This is a genomic window from Pseudomonas sp. Marseille-Q1929 (genome assembly GCF_017316265.1).
GTDB lineage: Bacteria > Pseudomonadota > Gammaproteobacteria > Pseudomonadales > Pseudomonadaceae > Aquipseudomonas.
This window is the reverse complement of record NZ_JAFLWU010000010.1, coordinates 60,444-76,784: the sequence shown is the minus strand read 5'-3', so window position 1 is coordinate 76,784 and position 16,341 is coordinate 60,444. Positions and strand designations below refer to the sequence as shown.

Sequence of the window (16,341 nt, the reverse complement as noted above, 5' to 3'; positions counted from 1 at the left end):
AGATTACAGAGATTTTGATTGGTTCTTGTCTTTTGTTAGTTTTGAAGCGACGTGGCGAAGCCATGTTTTTCCGTCTTTCCATTCATTGGGGTAGTAGTACCCGCATCCGATTTTAGTAAACAAATAGTTTTGGAGTTCTTGCTCTGTTAGGTCGGTAAGTATGAGTTTTGTGAGTTCCTGTTGCACTTTTTTGAGTGACTCTTTCGATGCTTCTGAAATAAAAAAACGAATCACGTCGTCAGCGCTGTCGTGTTCATCAACCCAGTCTTGGCTGAAGTAGCCTGCCAGGAACTGCTGTAATTCTGGGTAATCATGATTCATGGGTTCGGGTATCCAGTGTGAATTCTGTAACCGGTAGGCATCTTTTTATCTTTTCGGATAATAAGGTAAATCTCTGCGCCAGGAATCGCTGACTTAGCTCCACGCTTCCAGCTAGTTCCTACAGGCTCTGAGGCTTTTTCAATAACTACAATTTGGTTGTCTTTGCCCTTAAGAAAATCACTTATTTTGGATTGGTTGTCGTCGATCACTTTTGATACTGCTGACTCTGCTGTGGCTCGATCTGGAAACGTCGAGGCTGTAGGTACATTTGGCTCGTTCTTCAAACGATCTTTTAGTTGTTGGTCTGTTCTACCAACGTGCTTTTTCATAAGGTGTCCTCCTGCCGCCTCGTGTGCTGCTAGACCTCCCCCAGGAACTATTGTGCTAAACGGCCCCTCAGGACAATTTGTGTCTTTACAGCTCAGTCCTAGCGGATCAACCCACCCCGTAGGATTGGGCGCATACCTATACCCATTGATCCCCCCTGCCAGCTTCACCGGGTCCGGCGTCAGGTAGCGACCAATATCCGGATTGTAATAGCGATGTCGGTTGTAGTGCAGCCCGCTTTCCGTGTCGAAGTATTGGCCTTGGAAACGCAGCGGGTTGTCGATTGTTCCGACGTCAAAGCGGGTGATTTCGCCGTAGGCGCGGTAGTGGGCGGACCAGGCGATTTCGCCGCTGGGGGTTGTCAGTTCCTGGGGTGTACCGAGGTGGTCCAGTTGGTAGTGGTAGGGCTGGGTGACTTTGGGGCCGAAGCCTTCCAGCAGGGCCAGCGGGCGGAAACTGTTGGGTTCGTAGAGGTAGCTGCGATGGCGATCCGCATGGTGTTCGGCGATCAGTTTGTCGCCTTGCCAGAAGAATTCGGTCGTCAGGCCGTCAACGGTTTTGCTGATGCGTCGGCCAAACGGGTCGTAGCGGTAGCTGGCGGTTTGTCCGGTGGGGGTGGTGACGCCGACCAGCCGGTGCTGGCAGTCGTAGCGGTATTGGGTGACGAGTTGGTGACCTTTGCCGCGTCGCTCACGGATCAGGTTGCCGAACGCGTCATAGTCGTAATGCCGATCCCCCTGGATCATCAACCGATTGCCCGCGACGATGTCCGGGCCGGGGCGGTTTTGCATCAGTAGATTGCCGGCTGGGTCGTGGGCGAAACGTTCCTGGTGATCCTGGGAATGGTCGGCGCGGGTCAGGCGGTTTAGCGGGTCGTAGCTGTAGTGGTGTTCGCCCTTACGGGTGTCGAGGATGCGGGTCAGGGTGCCGGTTTTGTCGTAGTCGTATTGGCGGCGGTACAGGTGGTTTTGCTGTTGGGTGACGGTGTGGGCGTGCAGGCGCTGCTGGTCGTCGTAGTGGTAGTGGCTGAGCAGTTGGCCTTGCTGGCGCTGGTGTTCCTGGCCGGCTTTGAACAGGTGCGAGGTGAGGGTTTCGCCGTTGAGTTCGACGGTGGCGAGGTGGCCGCCCTTGCCATGGTTGAAGGTGACGCGGTTGTTGTCGGGCAAGCGCAGGTGTTGCAGGTGGCCGCAGGCGTCGTAGCCGTAGCGCAAGGTGCCCCAGCCTTGGTGTTCGGCGGTGAGGCGGTTTTGTCGGTCGTATTCGTAGGCCAATGACCAGTGGCCGTCCTCGACGCCCAGGAGGTTGCCTTGGCGGTCGTAGGTGTAATCGACGGTGTTGCCGTCGGGCAGGGTTTTTCGTACGAGGCGGCCGGCGAAGTCGCGTTCGTAGCGGGTGATTAGCTGACTGCCATCGTCGCCGTGTTCGGTCTTTTCCTGCAGGTTGCCGTTGAGGTCGTAGAGGTAGGACGTGCGTTGGCCGTCGAAGCCGGTTTCCTGTTGGATCAGGCCGTTGGGGTGGTAATCAAGTTGGTAGGTCTCGCCGACTTCGTTTTCGATCTCGGTCAGCAGTAACCGTACGTTGTCGTAGCGGTATTTGACCTGGGTGCCGTCAGCGTTCATCCGCCGGCTGATGAGGTGTAGGCCATCGGCGTATTCGTAGCGGGTGATATGCCCCAATTCATCGCATTCAGCGGTGATTTTTCCGTAGGCGTTGTAGCTGTATTCCCGCGTGGCACTGCCCGGCAGGACCACACGAATCAACCGACCCAGGCTGTCCCACTGGTACTGGGTCAGCGCACCGTGTTCATCCTCGCGCGCAACCTGGCGTCCAACATCGTCATAGTGAAAACGCTTGATACCGCCATCCGGCAGTTGTTCCTCAACCAACTGCCCACGTTCATTCCACACCAGCCGATGGCAGCTGTGATCGGGATACCAAACCCCCGTCAGTTGCCCGTATTTGTTGTAGCTGTAGTCCGTGACATTGCCGTCTGGATCAGTCCTACGCGTAACGTCACCCTGATCATTACGCTCGTACTTCCAAACCGCTTCACCCCGCCGCACAACCCGTACGAAGCCGTTGTCATGCTCGTAGGACGTCGGCTCATCATCCCCCGGAAACAGCGCCACCAAGCGTCCGGCGTCGTCGTATTGATACGCCGTCACCGCGCCCAGCGGGTCTTGCTCGACGGTCAGCCGGCCCTTGTCATCGTAGGATTTGAAGTGCGCCGCGCCGTCAGGATCAACCCGCTGCACCAACCGCGCCCGTTGATCGTGGACGTAAACCTCTTGGCTACCATCGGCGTTGAATACCGTGACCCGCCCGTCGTCCTCCCAGGCATAGCGCGTGTCCATCTGCGCAAAACTCGCCCAATGCCGTACACAGCGCGCAGCCTTGCCAGACCTTTCCCACTCCCAAAAGAAACTCGCCCCACCGGCCAACCCACGCTCAAGGATCACGTGCTGATCGTCGTAGCGATAAACCTCGCTTTCGCCTACGGCATTGGTCGCCGATACCAACCGGCCAAGGTCGTCATAGGCGTAGGAAACAACGCTGTACTCGGTTACCCAGACGTAGGGATCAGAACCCTCGGCTCGCTGAATCTGGTAATCCACCGCCACGATACGGTCGGCCGAATACCGCAATAACAGCGAACGCCCGACACCGTTATCCAACCGCTCGATGCGTCCCAACACATCCCGGGAAATGCGTAGCCGGTTGTCATACGCATCGCTGATGGCTGTCAGCAGACCATCCCGGAAATGGTAGAAACGCGACGCCTGCGCCAGCACCAACTCGTCAGGCAAAGTACCGAGATAAATGGCCGCTTCGGCCAGGCTATTGGTGATGGCCGGCCGAGAAATCGTAGGCAAGGGAAAAACCGTCGAGCGATTCTCATGATCCGTCCACACCACCGAATCGCTCGAAGCACAAAGCCTGTGGGCCAGCGCATGACTCCAGCCAAACCCCAACCCACACTCCACGTCCACCGCACTGGTGCGATACAACCGCGTCCACTCGAACGGCAGAATCCCGTCCAACGTGCCGTCTGTGAGGGTGAGCAGTTCCTCGCCGGTGACCATCGACACCGGGCAGCCATTGGTAGCGGTCTTGTCCGCAGAAGCAGCCGCATCACCGTTGGCATTCCTGCCCGAAGCAGGCACATCATCGACCGCTTCCTGGCGAACCAACACGGTCTGCTGCCGACCCTTGTCCCGCACCAGCGGCACTGGGTTGGAAACCAACTGATCCCCAGCCTTCAACGACACATCCGGGATCGTCTTGATCGCCGTCGCTGGACTACCCAGCAGCAAGGGCTTCGATGCCTCGACATGCGCATCAAGCTTCGGACCCGCCAACTGCTTGGCCAACAACGTCAACCACTGCCGCGCGCGCTCGGACTTCATAGCGCGCAACACCCGCGCCCCTAGTTGCACCGCAACCCCCATCGCGGCGCCCACCTTGATCAGCAGCAGGGCAATCAACACCTCACTGGTGATTTCTCCCATCAGCTCGCTGACTTCTTGCGGTGGCAGCATGCGCATCCAGCCGACCATCGCTGACACATAGATGAACAACAGTGGCTCATCGCTGAGCACCAGCAAACCGTTGGCCAAGGTGTCTTTGCCCAGTGCCAGCAGCGCGTCGAGTTCGGTTTGGGAGAGGTACTGCAACAGCTTTTCGCTGTTGGGCTTGATATCGGCCAACAGCTCATACAGCTGTGGGATGTTGTCCCACAGGTTGTAGAGCGTCTTACCCATGCCAACCAGAAACGCCGCTTCCTCCAGCCGGCGCCGCTCCAGCGGGCTGGCGTCGGTGTAGGTTTTCCACTGGTCCTGGAGGGTATTCGTCCACGCTTCGCGTAGGCGAACTTCCAGCTCGGCGATCACCGATTGGTAGGACGCATACAGCGCCTTGACGTGATCTTGGGAAACGTTGGGGTAGAAATTGATCCGATACGGCTGGTTGCGATCACACTCGGTGATTTCGAGGATGCCGCTCGGGCCGATGGTCTTGTGAATAGGCTCGCCCAGCGGGCCGCCATGGGGATCGACGCGTTGCAGCACCACCGGCGTGTTGCCGATGGGCACAAAGCGCGTGCTCTGAAACATATGCACCAGCGTCAACGTGCCGTTGGCCTGGCAGGTGACCACGGTGCTGCTGGGTATGATCGAGCGGTTGACCGGCGCGACCAGCGCCACGTCATCGCCGACTTTGAACACCTGCTCGACATCCAGCGCCGCAAAGCTCCAGAAGCTTTGCGCCCAGTCGTCAAAGGTGTTCAGGCATTCGCGAAAATCGCGGAAGACACCTTCGGCATCGACCGTCTTCGCATCCATTGGGGTCAGGGCCAGCCTGCCAATGGCCGGGTTCACGAAACGGTCCCTACAACATGAAAATCCATCTGCAATCCCTCGCACTGTGAAATCAGGCGAGGGACTTTGCAGAGGTTTTCAGGGGCGGGGAGTAGAGCTTATCCGGCGCTTACGTGGGACGTTTCGACAACTCGCGTCTTCTCTCGCCCCAGCACCAAGCTGCACAGCGCCGGCAAAAACAGCAGCGTCAACAAGGTGCCCACCAGCACTCCGCCAATCAGCACATAGGCCAGGGACGACCAGAACACCGACAACGTCAGCGGGATAAAGGCCAGCGCCGCCGCCAGCGCGGTGAGGATGACTGGCCGCGCACGCCGTACCGTGGCTTCCACAATGGCCTCGCGGATGGCCATGCCGTGTTCCTGGTTCTGGCGGATCTGGTCGGTGAAGATCAGCGTGTTGCGCATCAGGATCCCGCCAATACCGATCAGCCCCAGGATCGCGTTGAAGCCGAACGGCTGGTTGAACAGCAGCAAGGTCGGCACCGCGCCAATCAGGCCCAGCGGCGCGGTGGCGAAGACCATGAACATCACGCCAAACGAGCGCACCTGGAACATGATCACCGTGAGGGTCAGCAGGATCATGATCGGGAAAAGTGCCGCCAGTGCGACGTTGGCCTTGGCGCTTTCTTCAACCGGGCCGCCGATGTCGATGCGGTAGCCGGCGGGCAGCGTCGCGAGCAGGGGGTGCAGGTCTTTGTACACCGCCATTTCCACGTCGGGCGGCTGCACGCCGTCAATGATGTCGGCGCGCACTTCCACGGTGGCCGCGCGGTTGCGACGCTTGAGGATCGGCTCCTCCATGACCGCCTGGAAGTGGCCGACCTGGGCCAGTGGCACCGCCGTGCCGGTGCTGTTGGTCAGGGTCATGTTGTTGAGGTTGCCGAGGTTTTCGCGCTGGCTGCCCTGGGCACGGGCGACCACCGACACGGTGCGGTTGCCTTCGCGCACTTCGGTGATCGGGTTGCCGCTGAGCAGGGCATTAAGCTGGGATTTGACCTCGTTAGGCGTGAAGCCCAGCAGGCGCAGGCGGTCTTGATCCAGCACCAGGCGGTAGCCGCTGGTGCGCTCGCCCCAATCGAGGAAGGCGTCCTTGGTCAGCGTGTTCGCGGCGGTGACCTTGCGCACGTCTTCGGCGATGCCGCGCAGTACGTCCACGTCGGGACCGGAAACGCGGAACACCACCGGGAACGGCACGGGCGGACCGAACAGCAATTGGGTCACGCGCACACGGGCGGCAGGGAATTGGCCTGCTGCAATGCGTTCGCGCATGCGTAGCTTTAATGCGTCACGGGCGTGGGAATCCGGGGTTTGCACGATCAACTTGGCAAATGCCGGGTCAGGCAATTCCGGATTCAGCGACAGAAAAAATCTTGGCGCGCCGCCGCCCACGTAGGTATCCACCAGGGTGGTCTGCGGTTCTTGCAGCAGCGCTTTTTCCAGCTGCGCGGCGACCATCTCGGTGCTTTTGAACGCACTGCCGGGCGGCATGTACACCTCAAGAATCAGCTCGGATCGGTCGGAGTTGGGGAAGAACTGCTTCTTCACCAGGCCCATGCCCACTACGCACAGCACAAATGCCGTCACCACCAAACCGGTGACCAGCCAGCGCCGACGCACGCAGGCTTCGACCACGCCGCGCAGCTTCTGGTAATAACGTCCGGCGTAAATTGCGTCATGCCCGCCGGGCACCGGTTTGATCTGCGGCAGCAGTTTCACGCCCAAGTAAGGCGTGAAGACCACCGCCACCAGCCAGGATGAAATCAGCGCAAAACCGACGATCCAGAAGATATTGCCGGCATATTCCCCAGCCCCCGAGCGCGCAAACCCCACCGGCAGAAAGCCGATGATGGTCACCAGCGTACCGGTCAGCATCGGTGCTGCCGTCGAACTCCAGGCGAAGGTGGCGGCGTGAATGCGGTCGAAGCCTTCCTCCAGTTTCACCACCATCATCTCAATGGCGATGATCGCGTCGTCCACCAGCAAGCCCAGGGATATGATCAGGGCGCCCAAGGTAATGCGGTCGAACTCGCGGCCGGTGAGCAGCATGATCACAAACACGATGGACAGGGTCAGCGGCACGGCTGCCGCTACCACCAGCCCTACGCGAAAGCCCAGGGCCAACAGGCTGATCAGCATGACCACCGCAAGAGCGACGAAGAATTTGAGCATGAACTCGTTGACTGCCAGGCGAATGTTTTTCGCCTGGTCGGCGACCTTGGCGAAGTTCACGCCCAAGGGCAGGTCGGCGTGGATTCTGGCTTCCTCGGCCTTGAGGCTTTTGTCCAGTTCCAGGCCGTTCCAGTGTTTTTCCATGATCACGCCGAGCATCAGCGCCGGGTCGCCCTGGTGGCGGATGCGATAGCTGGGCGGGTCTTCATAACCACGGCTGACGGTGGCCACATCGGCAATGCGCAGGACGCGGCCGTTGACTTCCAGCGGGACGTTTTCGATCAGCGCCAGGCTGTCGAAGGCGCCGTCGATGCGGATATAGGCGCGGGCGCCGGCCGTCTCGACAAAGCCCGACGGCGCCACGGCGTTTTGCGCGGCCAGTGCGGCAAAAATCTGCTCCGGCTTGATACCCAACGTCGCCAGGCGCTCGTAGGAAAACTCGACAAACACCCGCTGCGCTTGTTCGCCGAGGATATTGACCTTCTTGACGCCTGGCAGATTGAGCAAGCCCTGGCGCAGCTCTTCGGCCATCTGCACCTGTTGCCGGTGGGGCAAATGCTCGGCTTCCAGTGCGTACAAGGCAAAGTACACGTCGGAATATTCATCGTTGAAGAAGGGGCCGATCACGCCTTTGGGCAGCTTCGCGGCTTCATCGCTGAGCTTTTTGCGGGTCTGGTAGAACAAGTCCTGGATTTCGCCGGGACGTGTGGACTCCTTGAAGGTCATGCGCATCGACACGAAGCCCGGCTGGGCGATGGTTTCGACGCGGTCGTAGTAGTCCAGTTCCTGCAGGCGTTTTTCCAGGCGGTCGGCCACCTGTTCCTGCATTTCCTGGGCAGTGGCGCCGGGCCAGGCGGCGGTGATGGTCATGACCTTGACGGTAAACGATGGGTCTTCGGCGCGGCCCAGTTTGCCGAAGGAGAAGATCCCGGCAGCGAGAATCGCCAAGATCAGGAACAGCGTGACCGCACGGTGTTTGACTGCCAGTTCAGAGAGGTTGATGCCGCGCATGTTCAGTGGTCCTGCTTGCGGTTGAGGGCCAGTGCCTGGGCGGGCAGCAGGCGCACTGCATCACCGCTGTGCAGCAGGTGGGCGCCGAGGGCGACGATGAGCTGGCCGGGGGCCACGCCGCTGTTGAGCAGGGCGTCTTCCTGGCCGAGGCTGACGACATTTACCGGGGCGAAGCTGACGCGGTCGTCCGCGCCGATCAGCCACACGCCGGGGCCTTGCCCCGCATCCTGCAAGGCGCCGATGGGCACCCGCGTGTGCTGGGCCTGGCCGTTGCCTTGCAGGCGCACGGTGATGGTCGAACCGAGGGCGAAGCGCTCGACGGCGCCGTGCAACACGTAGCGGGCGCGGTAGGTGCGGGTAGTGGGGTCGGCGCTGGCGGACAGTTCGCGCAGGGTGGCGGTCACCGCTTGATCCGGTGAGCCAAAGGGGAAGGCCAGGGCCCGTTGCGAGGCTTGGTCGCGCTGGTTTTCCGGGAGGTTGACGATGGCTTCGCGGGCGCCGTCATGGGCCAGGCGGGCCACGACTTGGCCTTCGGCGACGACTTGGCCGCGCTCCACCCGCACGTCGGTGATGATGCCGTCGCCGTCGGCCTTGAGGACCGAATAGGTGCGGCGGTTTTCGATCTGGCTGGCGTCGGATTGCGCGGCGGCCAGTTCGGCTTCGGCGACGCGCAGGTTGGTCGCCGACTGGTCGAAGATCTGCCGCGACACCGCGCCAGTACTGGCCAGGCGTTGGTAGCGGTTTTCGTCGTCACGGCGTTGGCGCAGTTGGGCCTGGGCGGCGTTGACGCGATTTTTCGCCGAGCGCAGGGCCAGTTCGAAGTCGCCGATGTCCAGCACCAGCAGGGTGTCGCCACGGGAGACATGCTGGCCGGGGTCGACCTTGCGCTCGATGACTTTGCCACTGACGCGGAAGCCCAGGTCACTTTCCGTGCGCGCCGCGACCACGCCGGTGTAGGCGTTTTGCTGGGTGCGGGCGGCTTCGACCTTGGCGGCGAGTACCGGGCGTGGTTGAGGGGCTTGGGCGGCGGTGTCGGCTTGGCTGTTGCAGCCGCTGAGGAGGATCAACAGGGCCAGGGGGGTGAGAAGGCGCAGGGGAGAAGGGTGCATGGCGGGCTCCGGGGGTATTGCATAAAATTATGGTGGTAATATTTTGTTGAATATTATGGTCGAAATAAAAAATAAGCCAGCCTCTTTTATCTGGACGGCGCCCAGTCATCTGAAAAGATCGGAGACCAAAAGTGGGAGCTCCATATGACTTGAGGGGGGTGGGGGACTCTTGTGGCGATGTCACACTTTGTCCAAGTTATCCGGGCCTGGATGATTACGATTCTCTTTTGAGTTCACTCCTAAGGTCCCCCTCCATGCTTCCTGCTTTTCGCTTCACCCCCCTGGCGCTGCTGGTCGCCGGTAGCTTCAACGCCTATGCCGACGAGCCCGTTGCCCTGCAACTCAACGATGTGGTGGTCACCGCTGCCGGCTTTGCCCAAAGCGTGGAAGACGCGCCGGCGTCGGTCACGGTGATCGATGGTGAAGCGCTGCGCCGCAAGTCCTACCGCGACTTGGGCGACGCGGTGCGTGATGTGGAAGGGGTGACGGTCAACGGCGGCGCCAATGAAACCGACATCTCCATCCGTGGCATGCCGGCCGACTACACCTTGATCATGGTCGACGGCAAACGGCAGAGCGCACGGGAATCGCGGGTCAACGGCAACAGCGGCTACGAGCAGAGTTTTGTACCGCCGGCCGCCGCCATCGAGCGGATTGAAGTGGTGCGCGGGCCGATGTCGTCGCTGTACGGCTCGGATGCCATCGGCGGGGTGATCAACGTGATCACCCGCAAGGTCTCGCCAACCTGGGGCGGTTCCATCGGCTATGACTATTCCGCGCGCCAGCACAGCGACCAGGGCAATGCGCGCCAGACCCAGTTCTACCTCAGCGGCCCGCTCAAGGAGGATTTTCTCGGCTTGCAGGTGTGGGGCCGCTACCTCGACCGCCAGGCTGATGACGACATCGAGCAAACCAACGGCTTCAGCAATGCCGACCACCGTGACCTTACCGCGCGCCTGGCCTTCACCCCGACCATCGACCACGACATTCTTCTTGAAGCCGGCGCTACCCGTCTGAAAAACGGTGACGGCACCAGCGCCAACTGGGCTACCCGCGAACAGGAGAACAACCGTGATCACTGGTCGCTGTCCCACCAGGGACGCTGGGGCTGGGCCACGTCGGACGTCGCACTCTCCCAGGAAACCTCCAGCCGCGAAGGCAAGGCCACGCCGGCACAAACCGATATCTACGGACGCAAGCCCGAGATCAAGAACACCGTGTTCGACGCCAAGCTGGTGGTGCCCACCGCGCATAACGTCAGCACCGTCGGCCTGCAATGGAACAAAAGCGAGCTGACCGACTGGAACCAGGGCCTGGGCGACCGTGTCGACTACACCTTCTCCGTCGCGCAAAAAGCCCTGTTTGCCGAGAACGAATGGTCGGTCACCGACACCTTCGCCCTGACCACCGGCCTGCGCCTGGATGAGCACGAAGAGTACGGCGCCCACATCAGCCCGCGCGTCTACGGCGTGTGGCGCGCCAGCGAGCAGTGGACCTTCAAAGGCGGTATCGCCCGTGGTTTCAAGGCGCCGGAACTGCGCGCGGTGGTTGCCGATTACGCCTACCTGCGTCGCAACCGCTTCGTGATGTTCGGCAATCCCGAACTCAAGCCCGAGACCAGCACCAACTACGAAATCTCGGCGCTGTGGAGCAACCGCGACAATCTGTCGGGCGGGGTGACGCTGTTCTACAACGACTTCCAGGACAAGCTCTCCACTGTCACCACTGACCGTATGTGGAACGGCTACACCGTGATGGAGCGGGTCAATGTCGACAAGGCGATCATCCAGGGCGTCGAACTCAACGGCCAATGGGATATCAACGACCGCGTGCTGCTCAAGGCCAACTACACCTACACCGATTCCGAGCAGAAAAGCGGCGCCAACAAAGGCGCACCGCTGGCCCTTACCCCGGAGCAAAAAGCCAATGTGCGCACGGAATGGAGCATCAACGACCGCACCCAGGCCTGGGCCTCGCTGAGTTACTACGGCGAAGAAACCGGCAACACCATTACCACCGACAAGCCGGCGCCGGGCTACACCACGGCGGACCTCGGCGGCTCGTTCGACGTGACCGACTCGTTGACCCTCAACGCCTCCCTCAACAACCTCACCGACAAGCGCCTCGACGATGAAACCTACGGCACGGTGAACTACGGCCGCACGCTGTGGATGGGTGCCACGCTGAACTTCTAAAGCGCGGCGGGCAGGCGCACCACGGCGCAGAGGCCGGCGGGTGGGCGATTCTCCAGCGCCAACTCGCCGCCATGGGCCTGGATGCACGAGCGTGCAATCGCCAGGCCCAGCCCCACGCCGCCGTCGCTGACGCCGCGTTGCACAAAGGGCTCGAAGACTTTGCTCAACCAGTCCTCGGGCAAGCCGTGGCCGTGGTCGAGGATCTCGATCCGCAGCCAGCCATCGTCTTCGCGGCGCAGGCCCAGGCTGGCGTCGCCGGCATGGTGCAGGGCGTTGTCGATCAGGTTGGTCAGCGCGCGTTTCAGCGCCAATGGGCGACAGGTCAGCATCAGCGGCGGCGCGCCGTGCCAGGTCACGGGTTGATGCAGGCGCTGATAACGCTTGGCCAGGTCATCCAGCAGGCCGCTCAGGGACACGGTGGCGGTGGCTTCCTGCACCGCATCATCGCGCACGAAATTCAGGGTTTCGCGCACCATCGCGCTCAGTTCGGCGAGGCTTTCCAGCATGTCGTCGCGGGTCTCGCCGGGTTCCAGCAGTTCCACTTGCAGGCGCAGTTCGGTGATCGGCGTGTTCAGGTCATGGCTGACGGCTGCGAGCATCCGCGTGCGGCCTTCGACATGCCGCGCGAGGTTGGCTTGCATGGTGTTGAAGGCGGCGGTGAGGTCGCGGGCTTCCTGCGCGCCGGTTTCCGCCAGCGGGGCGATCCATTCACCGCGACTCACGCGTTCGGTGGCCTGGGCCAGGGTTTTCACCGGGCGCACCACGCGGGCGATAAAAAACATCACGATCAACAGCACCGGCAGCGTGGTGACCGGCAGGCTGTAGGCCAATACGCGGCCCCATTCATAGGCGCCGGCGGGGTATTGCACGGCGTTCAGATAGCTACCGTTGGGCAGTGCAATGCTGCTGCGCAGGCGCAACGGGGCCCAGCCAGCAGGGCTGAACACGTGGGTGCGGGCGTTGGCGCCGCTGATGCGTTCCAGCTGCATGCCGATGCTGGCGGCGTCATCCAATTGCAGTTGGCGGCGCAGTTCGTTGGCCAGGCGTTGTTCTTCCGGGCGCAGTTCAAACGGTGGCACTTCCGGCGTGGCGGCGATCCAGAAACGTGTGTTGCCCGTGCTCATGGCTTCCAGCAAATGCGCGGTTTCAGTCGGCGGCAGGTCGATAGCCGTGTGGTGCGCGATGCCCAGGCGTTCCAGGCTGAAACTGCGGGACAGCGGGTGGATCAGGCTGCCGGTGCGTTGCAGAAACAGCATGGCAATGGCGTTGGACGCGAGCAACGCTAGCAGCAACAACAGGCTCAGTTGCCGCGCCAGGGTGCGCGGCCACAGCCGGCTCAGGGCGTGCACTCGCTGACCTCGGCGGCCAGCAGGTAACCACCGCCCCAGATGGTGCGCAGCAGGTCTGGGGTGGCATCGCCCTGGGCCAGCTTGCGCCGCAGGCGGCTGACCTGGCGGTCGATGGCGCGGTCGCTGACGTCGCTGTCGGCGGCGGCGGTCAGGTCGATCAGGCGCTCGCGGGGCAGCAGGCGGTTGGGGTGGTCGAGGAACACTTGCAGCAGGCGGCTTTCAGCGGTGCTGAGTTGAATCGCCGGGGTGTCTGCGCGCGTCAACGTCGCACTGGCCGCGCTGAAATGCCAGCCGGCGAACTGGTACGCGCGGGCGCCATTGTTGGGGGCGACTGGCCCGCTGTTGCGGCCCTGGCGGCGTAATACGCTGTTGATCCGCGCCACCAGCTCACGCGGCTCGAACGGCTTGGTGACGTAATCGTCGGCCCCCAGGTCGAGGCCGCGAATGCGGTCGGCGGCGGTGTCGCGGGCGGTCAGCAGGATCACCGGGGTATTGCTGCGCCGGTGCAACTGGTTGCACAACTCAAAGCCGTCGCCGTCCGGCAGCAACACGTCGAGCACCACCACATCGAACGCCTGGCTCTTGAGCAATTGCCACATGCCGGCCGCGTCTTCGGCGGTGCGCACCTCAAAGGTGTGGCGGCGCAGGTAGGTGGCCAGCGGTTCGCGGATTTTGCGGTGGTCATCCACCACCAGCACGCGCGGTGCGACAGTTGCTGCGGCAAACGGCATTGCAGCCCTCGGTGGGTTGAGCGGGAGAGGGCGGATATTACTACGAGTCATTATCATTAACGTGGATTTGTCGTGAGGTGCCGGCATGTCGTTCCATCAGTAGAACGATCAAGGCCGTTTTTGCCGTCTAGCGCATTATTGTTATCGGATTTAAGGTGTATCCACTTTGGAGGATCACCATGAAAAAACTCATCGGCATCTACACCAGTCCACGCGGCCATTGGGTCGGCGACGGTTTCCCGGTGCGCACACTGTTTTCCTACGACAACCTGGGCAAACACATCAGCCCATTTTTGCTGCTGGACCACGCTGGCCCAGCGGATTTCACCCCCACCGAGGAACGTCGTGGCGTAGGCCAACACCCTCATCGCGGGTTTGAAACCGTGACCATCGTCTATGACGGCGAAGTCGAACACCGCGACTCCACCGGTGCTGGCGGCATTATCGGCCCCGGTGACGTGCAATGGATGACTGCAGCCCGGGGCATCATCCACGAAGAATTCCACTCCGAAGCCTTCGCCCGAAAAGGTGGCGCGCTGGAGATGGTGCAACTGTGGGTGAACCTGCCGGCCAAGGACAAAATGGCCGACGCCGGTTACCAGACCATCGTTGACGGCGATATCCCCGTGCTGCCGCTGGCCGACGATGCCGGGCAACTGCGCCTGATTGCCGGTGAATTCGCCGGCACCCAAGGCCCGGCGCGGACCTTTACGCCAATCGACGTGTGGGACCTGCGCCTCAACGCCGGCAAACCCGTGACCCTGGACCTGCACGCCGGGCGCAACAGCGCCCTGGTGATCCTGCGCGGCACGGTGCTGGTCAACGGCGAGGAAGTCGCGCGCCAAGGGCAGTTGGTGCTGTTTGAGCGCGACGGCAGCCAGATCAGCCTGGAAGCCAACGACGATGCCAAGGTGCTGTTGCTCAGCGGTGAGCCGATTGATGAGCCGATCGTGGGCCATGGTCCGTTTGTGATGAACACCGAGCAGGAAATTCATCAGGCGTTCGAGGACTTCCATTCGGGCCGGTTTGGCCAGATGCACGATTAACCGCCCACCGCCAAACCCCTGTGGGAGCTCGCTTGCCTGCGATAGCATCACCTCGGTCTGGCAGACAAACCGAGGTGCCTGCATCGCAGGCAAGCCAGCTCCCACATTTCGTTTTCCAGCGTTGCCATTTCATGCGATCTTCACGCCATTCGCCCTGGAGTCGCCTGGATGCCGTCATTTATCTCCGATCACCCGATGTTCTGTGCCCTGGCGCTGATTTTCATCGACATCGCCGTCTGGCGCCTGATCTCCGTCAACCTCGCCAACTGGAAACTCGCCGCGCGCCTGTTGATCTTCGCGGTGTTCAGCGCCGTGCTGTTCAACGATGGCATGAACCCCATGCAAGTCGCGCCCTATGCCGACAACACCGCCTTGCACCTGGCCGCCACGGCCTTGCAGATTGGCTGGTGGCTGTTCGCGGCGCGTACGCTGACAGTGTTGCTCGGTGCGGTGATGATGCAGCGGGTCGGGCACACCGGGCGGTTGTTGCAGGATTTGCTCGGCGCGGTGATTTTCCTGATTGCGATCATCGCCGCCCTGGCCTACGTGCTCGACCTGCCGGTCAAGGGCGTGCTGGCCACGTCGGGCGCGGTGGCGATCATCGTCGGCCTGGCGTTGCAAAGCACCTTGAGCGATGTGTTCTCGGGGATCGTGCTCAACACCACCAAGCCGTACCAACTGGATGACTGGATCTCCATCGACGGCACCGAAGGCCGGGTCACCGATATCGATTGGCGTGCCACGCGCCTGCAAACCTCCCAGGGCAGCATGGCGGTGATTCCCAACTCGTTGGCGGCCAAGGCCAAGATCATCAACTTCTCGCGCCCGGCGGATATGTTCGGCCTGGCGGTCAGCCTGCAAGTCAGCCCCCATGCGCGCCCGCAGATCGTCATCGAGGCGCTGGAACGGGCGATGCAAGGTTGCCGGCCGCTGCTGGTCACACCGGCGCCCAGCGTGGCGTTCAAGACCTGTGCCAGTGGTGGCGTGGAGTACGAGATCAGCGGCTTCGTCCCGGCCATGGCCCTCAAGCGCGAAGTGCGCAACCAGCTTTACGATTTGGCCTTCCGCCACCTGCAAGCGGCGGGTGTGAGTTTGCTGTCGGCGACCGAAGGCAGTACGCCGTCGGCCATGTCTGCCGCCCGCGCCTTGCTGGAACGCTCGCCGATTTTCTCCACCTTGCGCCAGGAAGAAAAAGACACCTTCAGCCAGAACATGACCCTGCACACCTACCGCACCGGCGAGATGATCTTGCCGGCGGGGGAGGTCAGCGATCACTTGTTTATCGTCGAGACTGGCGTGGTCTCGGTGATGCTGATCAAAGACGGCCACACGTTCGAAGCCGGGCGCATGGGGCCGGGCGAGGTGATTGGCGAGGCGGGCATCCTGGCCGACAAGGCGGCGCTGGCGGACTTTTCGGCGAAGACCTTTTGCACCCTGTACCGCATTGAAAAGGAATACCTCAAGCCGTGCCTGGACGCGCGTCATGACATTGGCGAGGCGATGAAGGCGCTGCTGGATTTCCGCCTGCATGCGGCGCAGGTGTTGACTCAGGAGGCACCGGTGGTGCCAGTGAAGAAGGGCTTTTTGCAGTGGTTGCGCAAGCGCGGCCTGTAGCGCGATTGGTCACCTGTTCTTAGGCACAATTGGATATTTCTCCCGAGCGGTGCGGTGACTAATCTAGTCACCAATCCCCACCGTTCTGGAG

Annotated in this window: 9 protein-coding genes; 3 read left to right on the top strand and 6 right to left on the bottom strand. The window is 61.7% G+C overall.

Going from position 1 to position 16,341, the window contains the following annotated elements; all coding sequences use genetic code 11:
- Positions 1-3: 3 nt before the first annotated feature.
- From J1G37_RS13555 to J1G37_RS13540, 4 genes are all read right to left on the bottom strand, one after another.
- The gene (locus J1G37_RS13555) at positions 4-321 is read right to left on the bottom strand and encodes a contact-dependent growth inhibition system immunity protein (protein WP_207042369.1); all 318 of its coding nucleotides are present in this window, start codon (positions 319-321) and stop codon (positions 4-6) included.
- Positions 318-4,988, bottom strand: a complete 4,671-nt coding sequence (locus tag J1G37_RS13550) for an RNase A-like domain-containing protein (RefSeq protein WP_207042509.1) — start codon at positions 4,986-4,988, stop codon at positions 318-320. The genes J1G37_RS13555 and J1G37_RS13550 overlap by 4 nt, the downstream gene beginning before the upstream one ends.
- A gap of 134 nt (positions 4,989-5,122) precedes the next feature.
- Entirely contained in the window at positions 5,123-8,206 is a 3,084-nt protein-coding gene (locus J1G37_RS13545; protein WP_207042368.1) for an efflux RND transporter permease subunit, read from the bottom strand.
- A 2-nt stretch (positions 8,207-8,208) separates the two neighbouring features.
- Complete coding sequence (locus tag J1G37_RS13540) at positions 8,209-9,315, bottom strand: efflux RND transporter periplasmic adaptor subunit (protein WP_207042367.1); 1,107 nt, start codon at positions 9,313-9,315, stop codon at positions 8,209-8,211.
- Between the two features lie 254 nt (positions 9,316-9,569).
- Here J1G37_RS13540 and J1G37_RS13535 point away from each other — a divergent pair, with 254 nt between their 5' ends.
- A complete protein-coding gene (locus tag J1G37_RS13535) occupies positions 9,570-11,510 on the top strand; it encodes a TonB-dependent receptor (protein ID WP_207042366.1) in 1,941 nt (646 codons plus the stop codon).
- Here the strand turns inward: J1G37_RS13535 and J1G37_RS13530 are convergent.
- Both J1G37_RS13530 and J1G37_RS13525 read right to left on the bottom strand, forming a co-directional pair.
- On the bottom strand, positions 11,507-12,826 hold the full coding sequence (locus J1G37_RS13530) for an ATP-binding protein (protein WP_207042508.1): 1,320 nt from the start codon (positions 12,824-12,826) through the stop codon (positions 11,507-11,509). The genes J1G37_RS13535 and J1G37_RS13530 overlap by 4 nt on opposite strands.
- A 20-nt stretch (positions 12,827-12,846) precedes the next feature.
- Positions 12,847-13,590: a response regulator transcription factor gene (locus J1G37_RS13525; RefSeq protein ID WP_207042365.1), complete on the bottom strand. Its 744-nt coding sequence runs from the start codon at positions 13,588-13,590 to the stop codon at positions 12,847-12,849.
- 179 nt (positions 13,591-13,769) lie between these two features.
- Between J1G37_RS13525 and J1G37_RS13520 the strand changes: the two genes are divergently transcribed.
- Together J1G37_RS13520 and J1G37_RS13515 are read left to right on the top strand one after the other, a co-directional pair.
- On the top strand, positions 13,770-14,636 hold the full coding sequence (locus tag J1G37_RS13520) for a pirin family protein (RefSeq protein WP_207042364.1): 867 nt from the start codon (positions 13,770-13,772) through the stop codon (positions 14,634-14,636).
- A gap of 168 nt (positions 14,637-14,804) precedes the next feature.
- Entirely contained in the window at positions 14,805-16,250 is a 1,446-nt protein-coding gene (locus tag J1G37_RS13515) for a mechanosensitive ion channel domain-containing protein (RefSeq protein WP_207042362.1), read from the top strand.
- Positions 16,251-16,341: the final 91 nt, after the last annotated feature.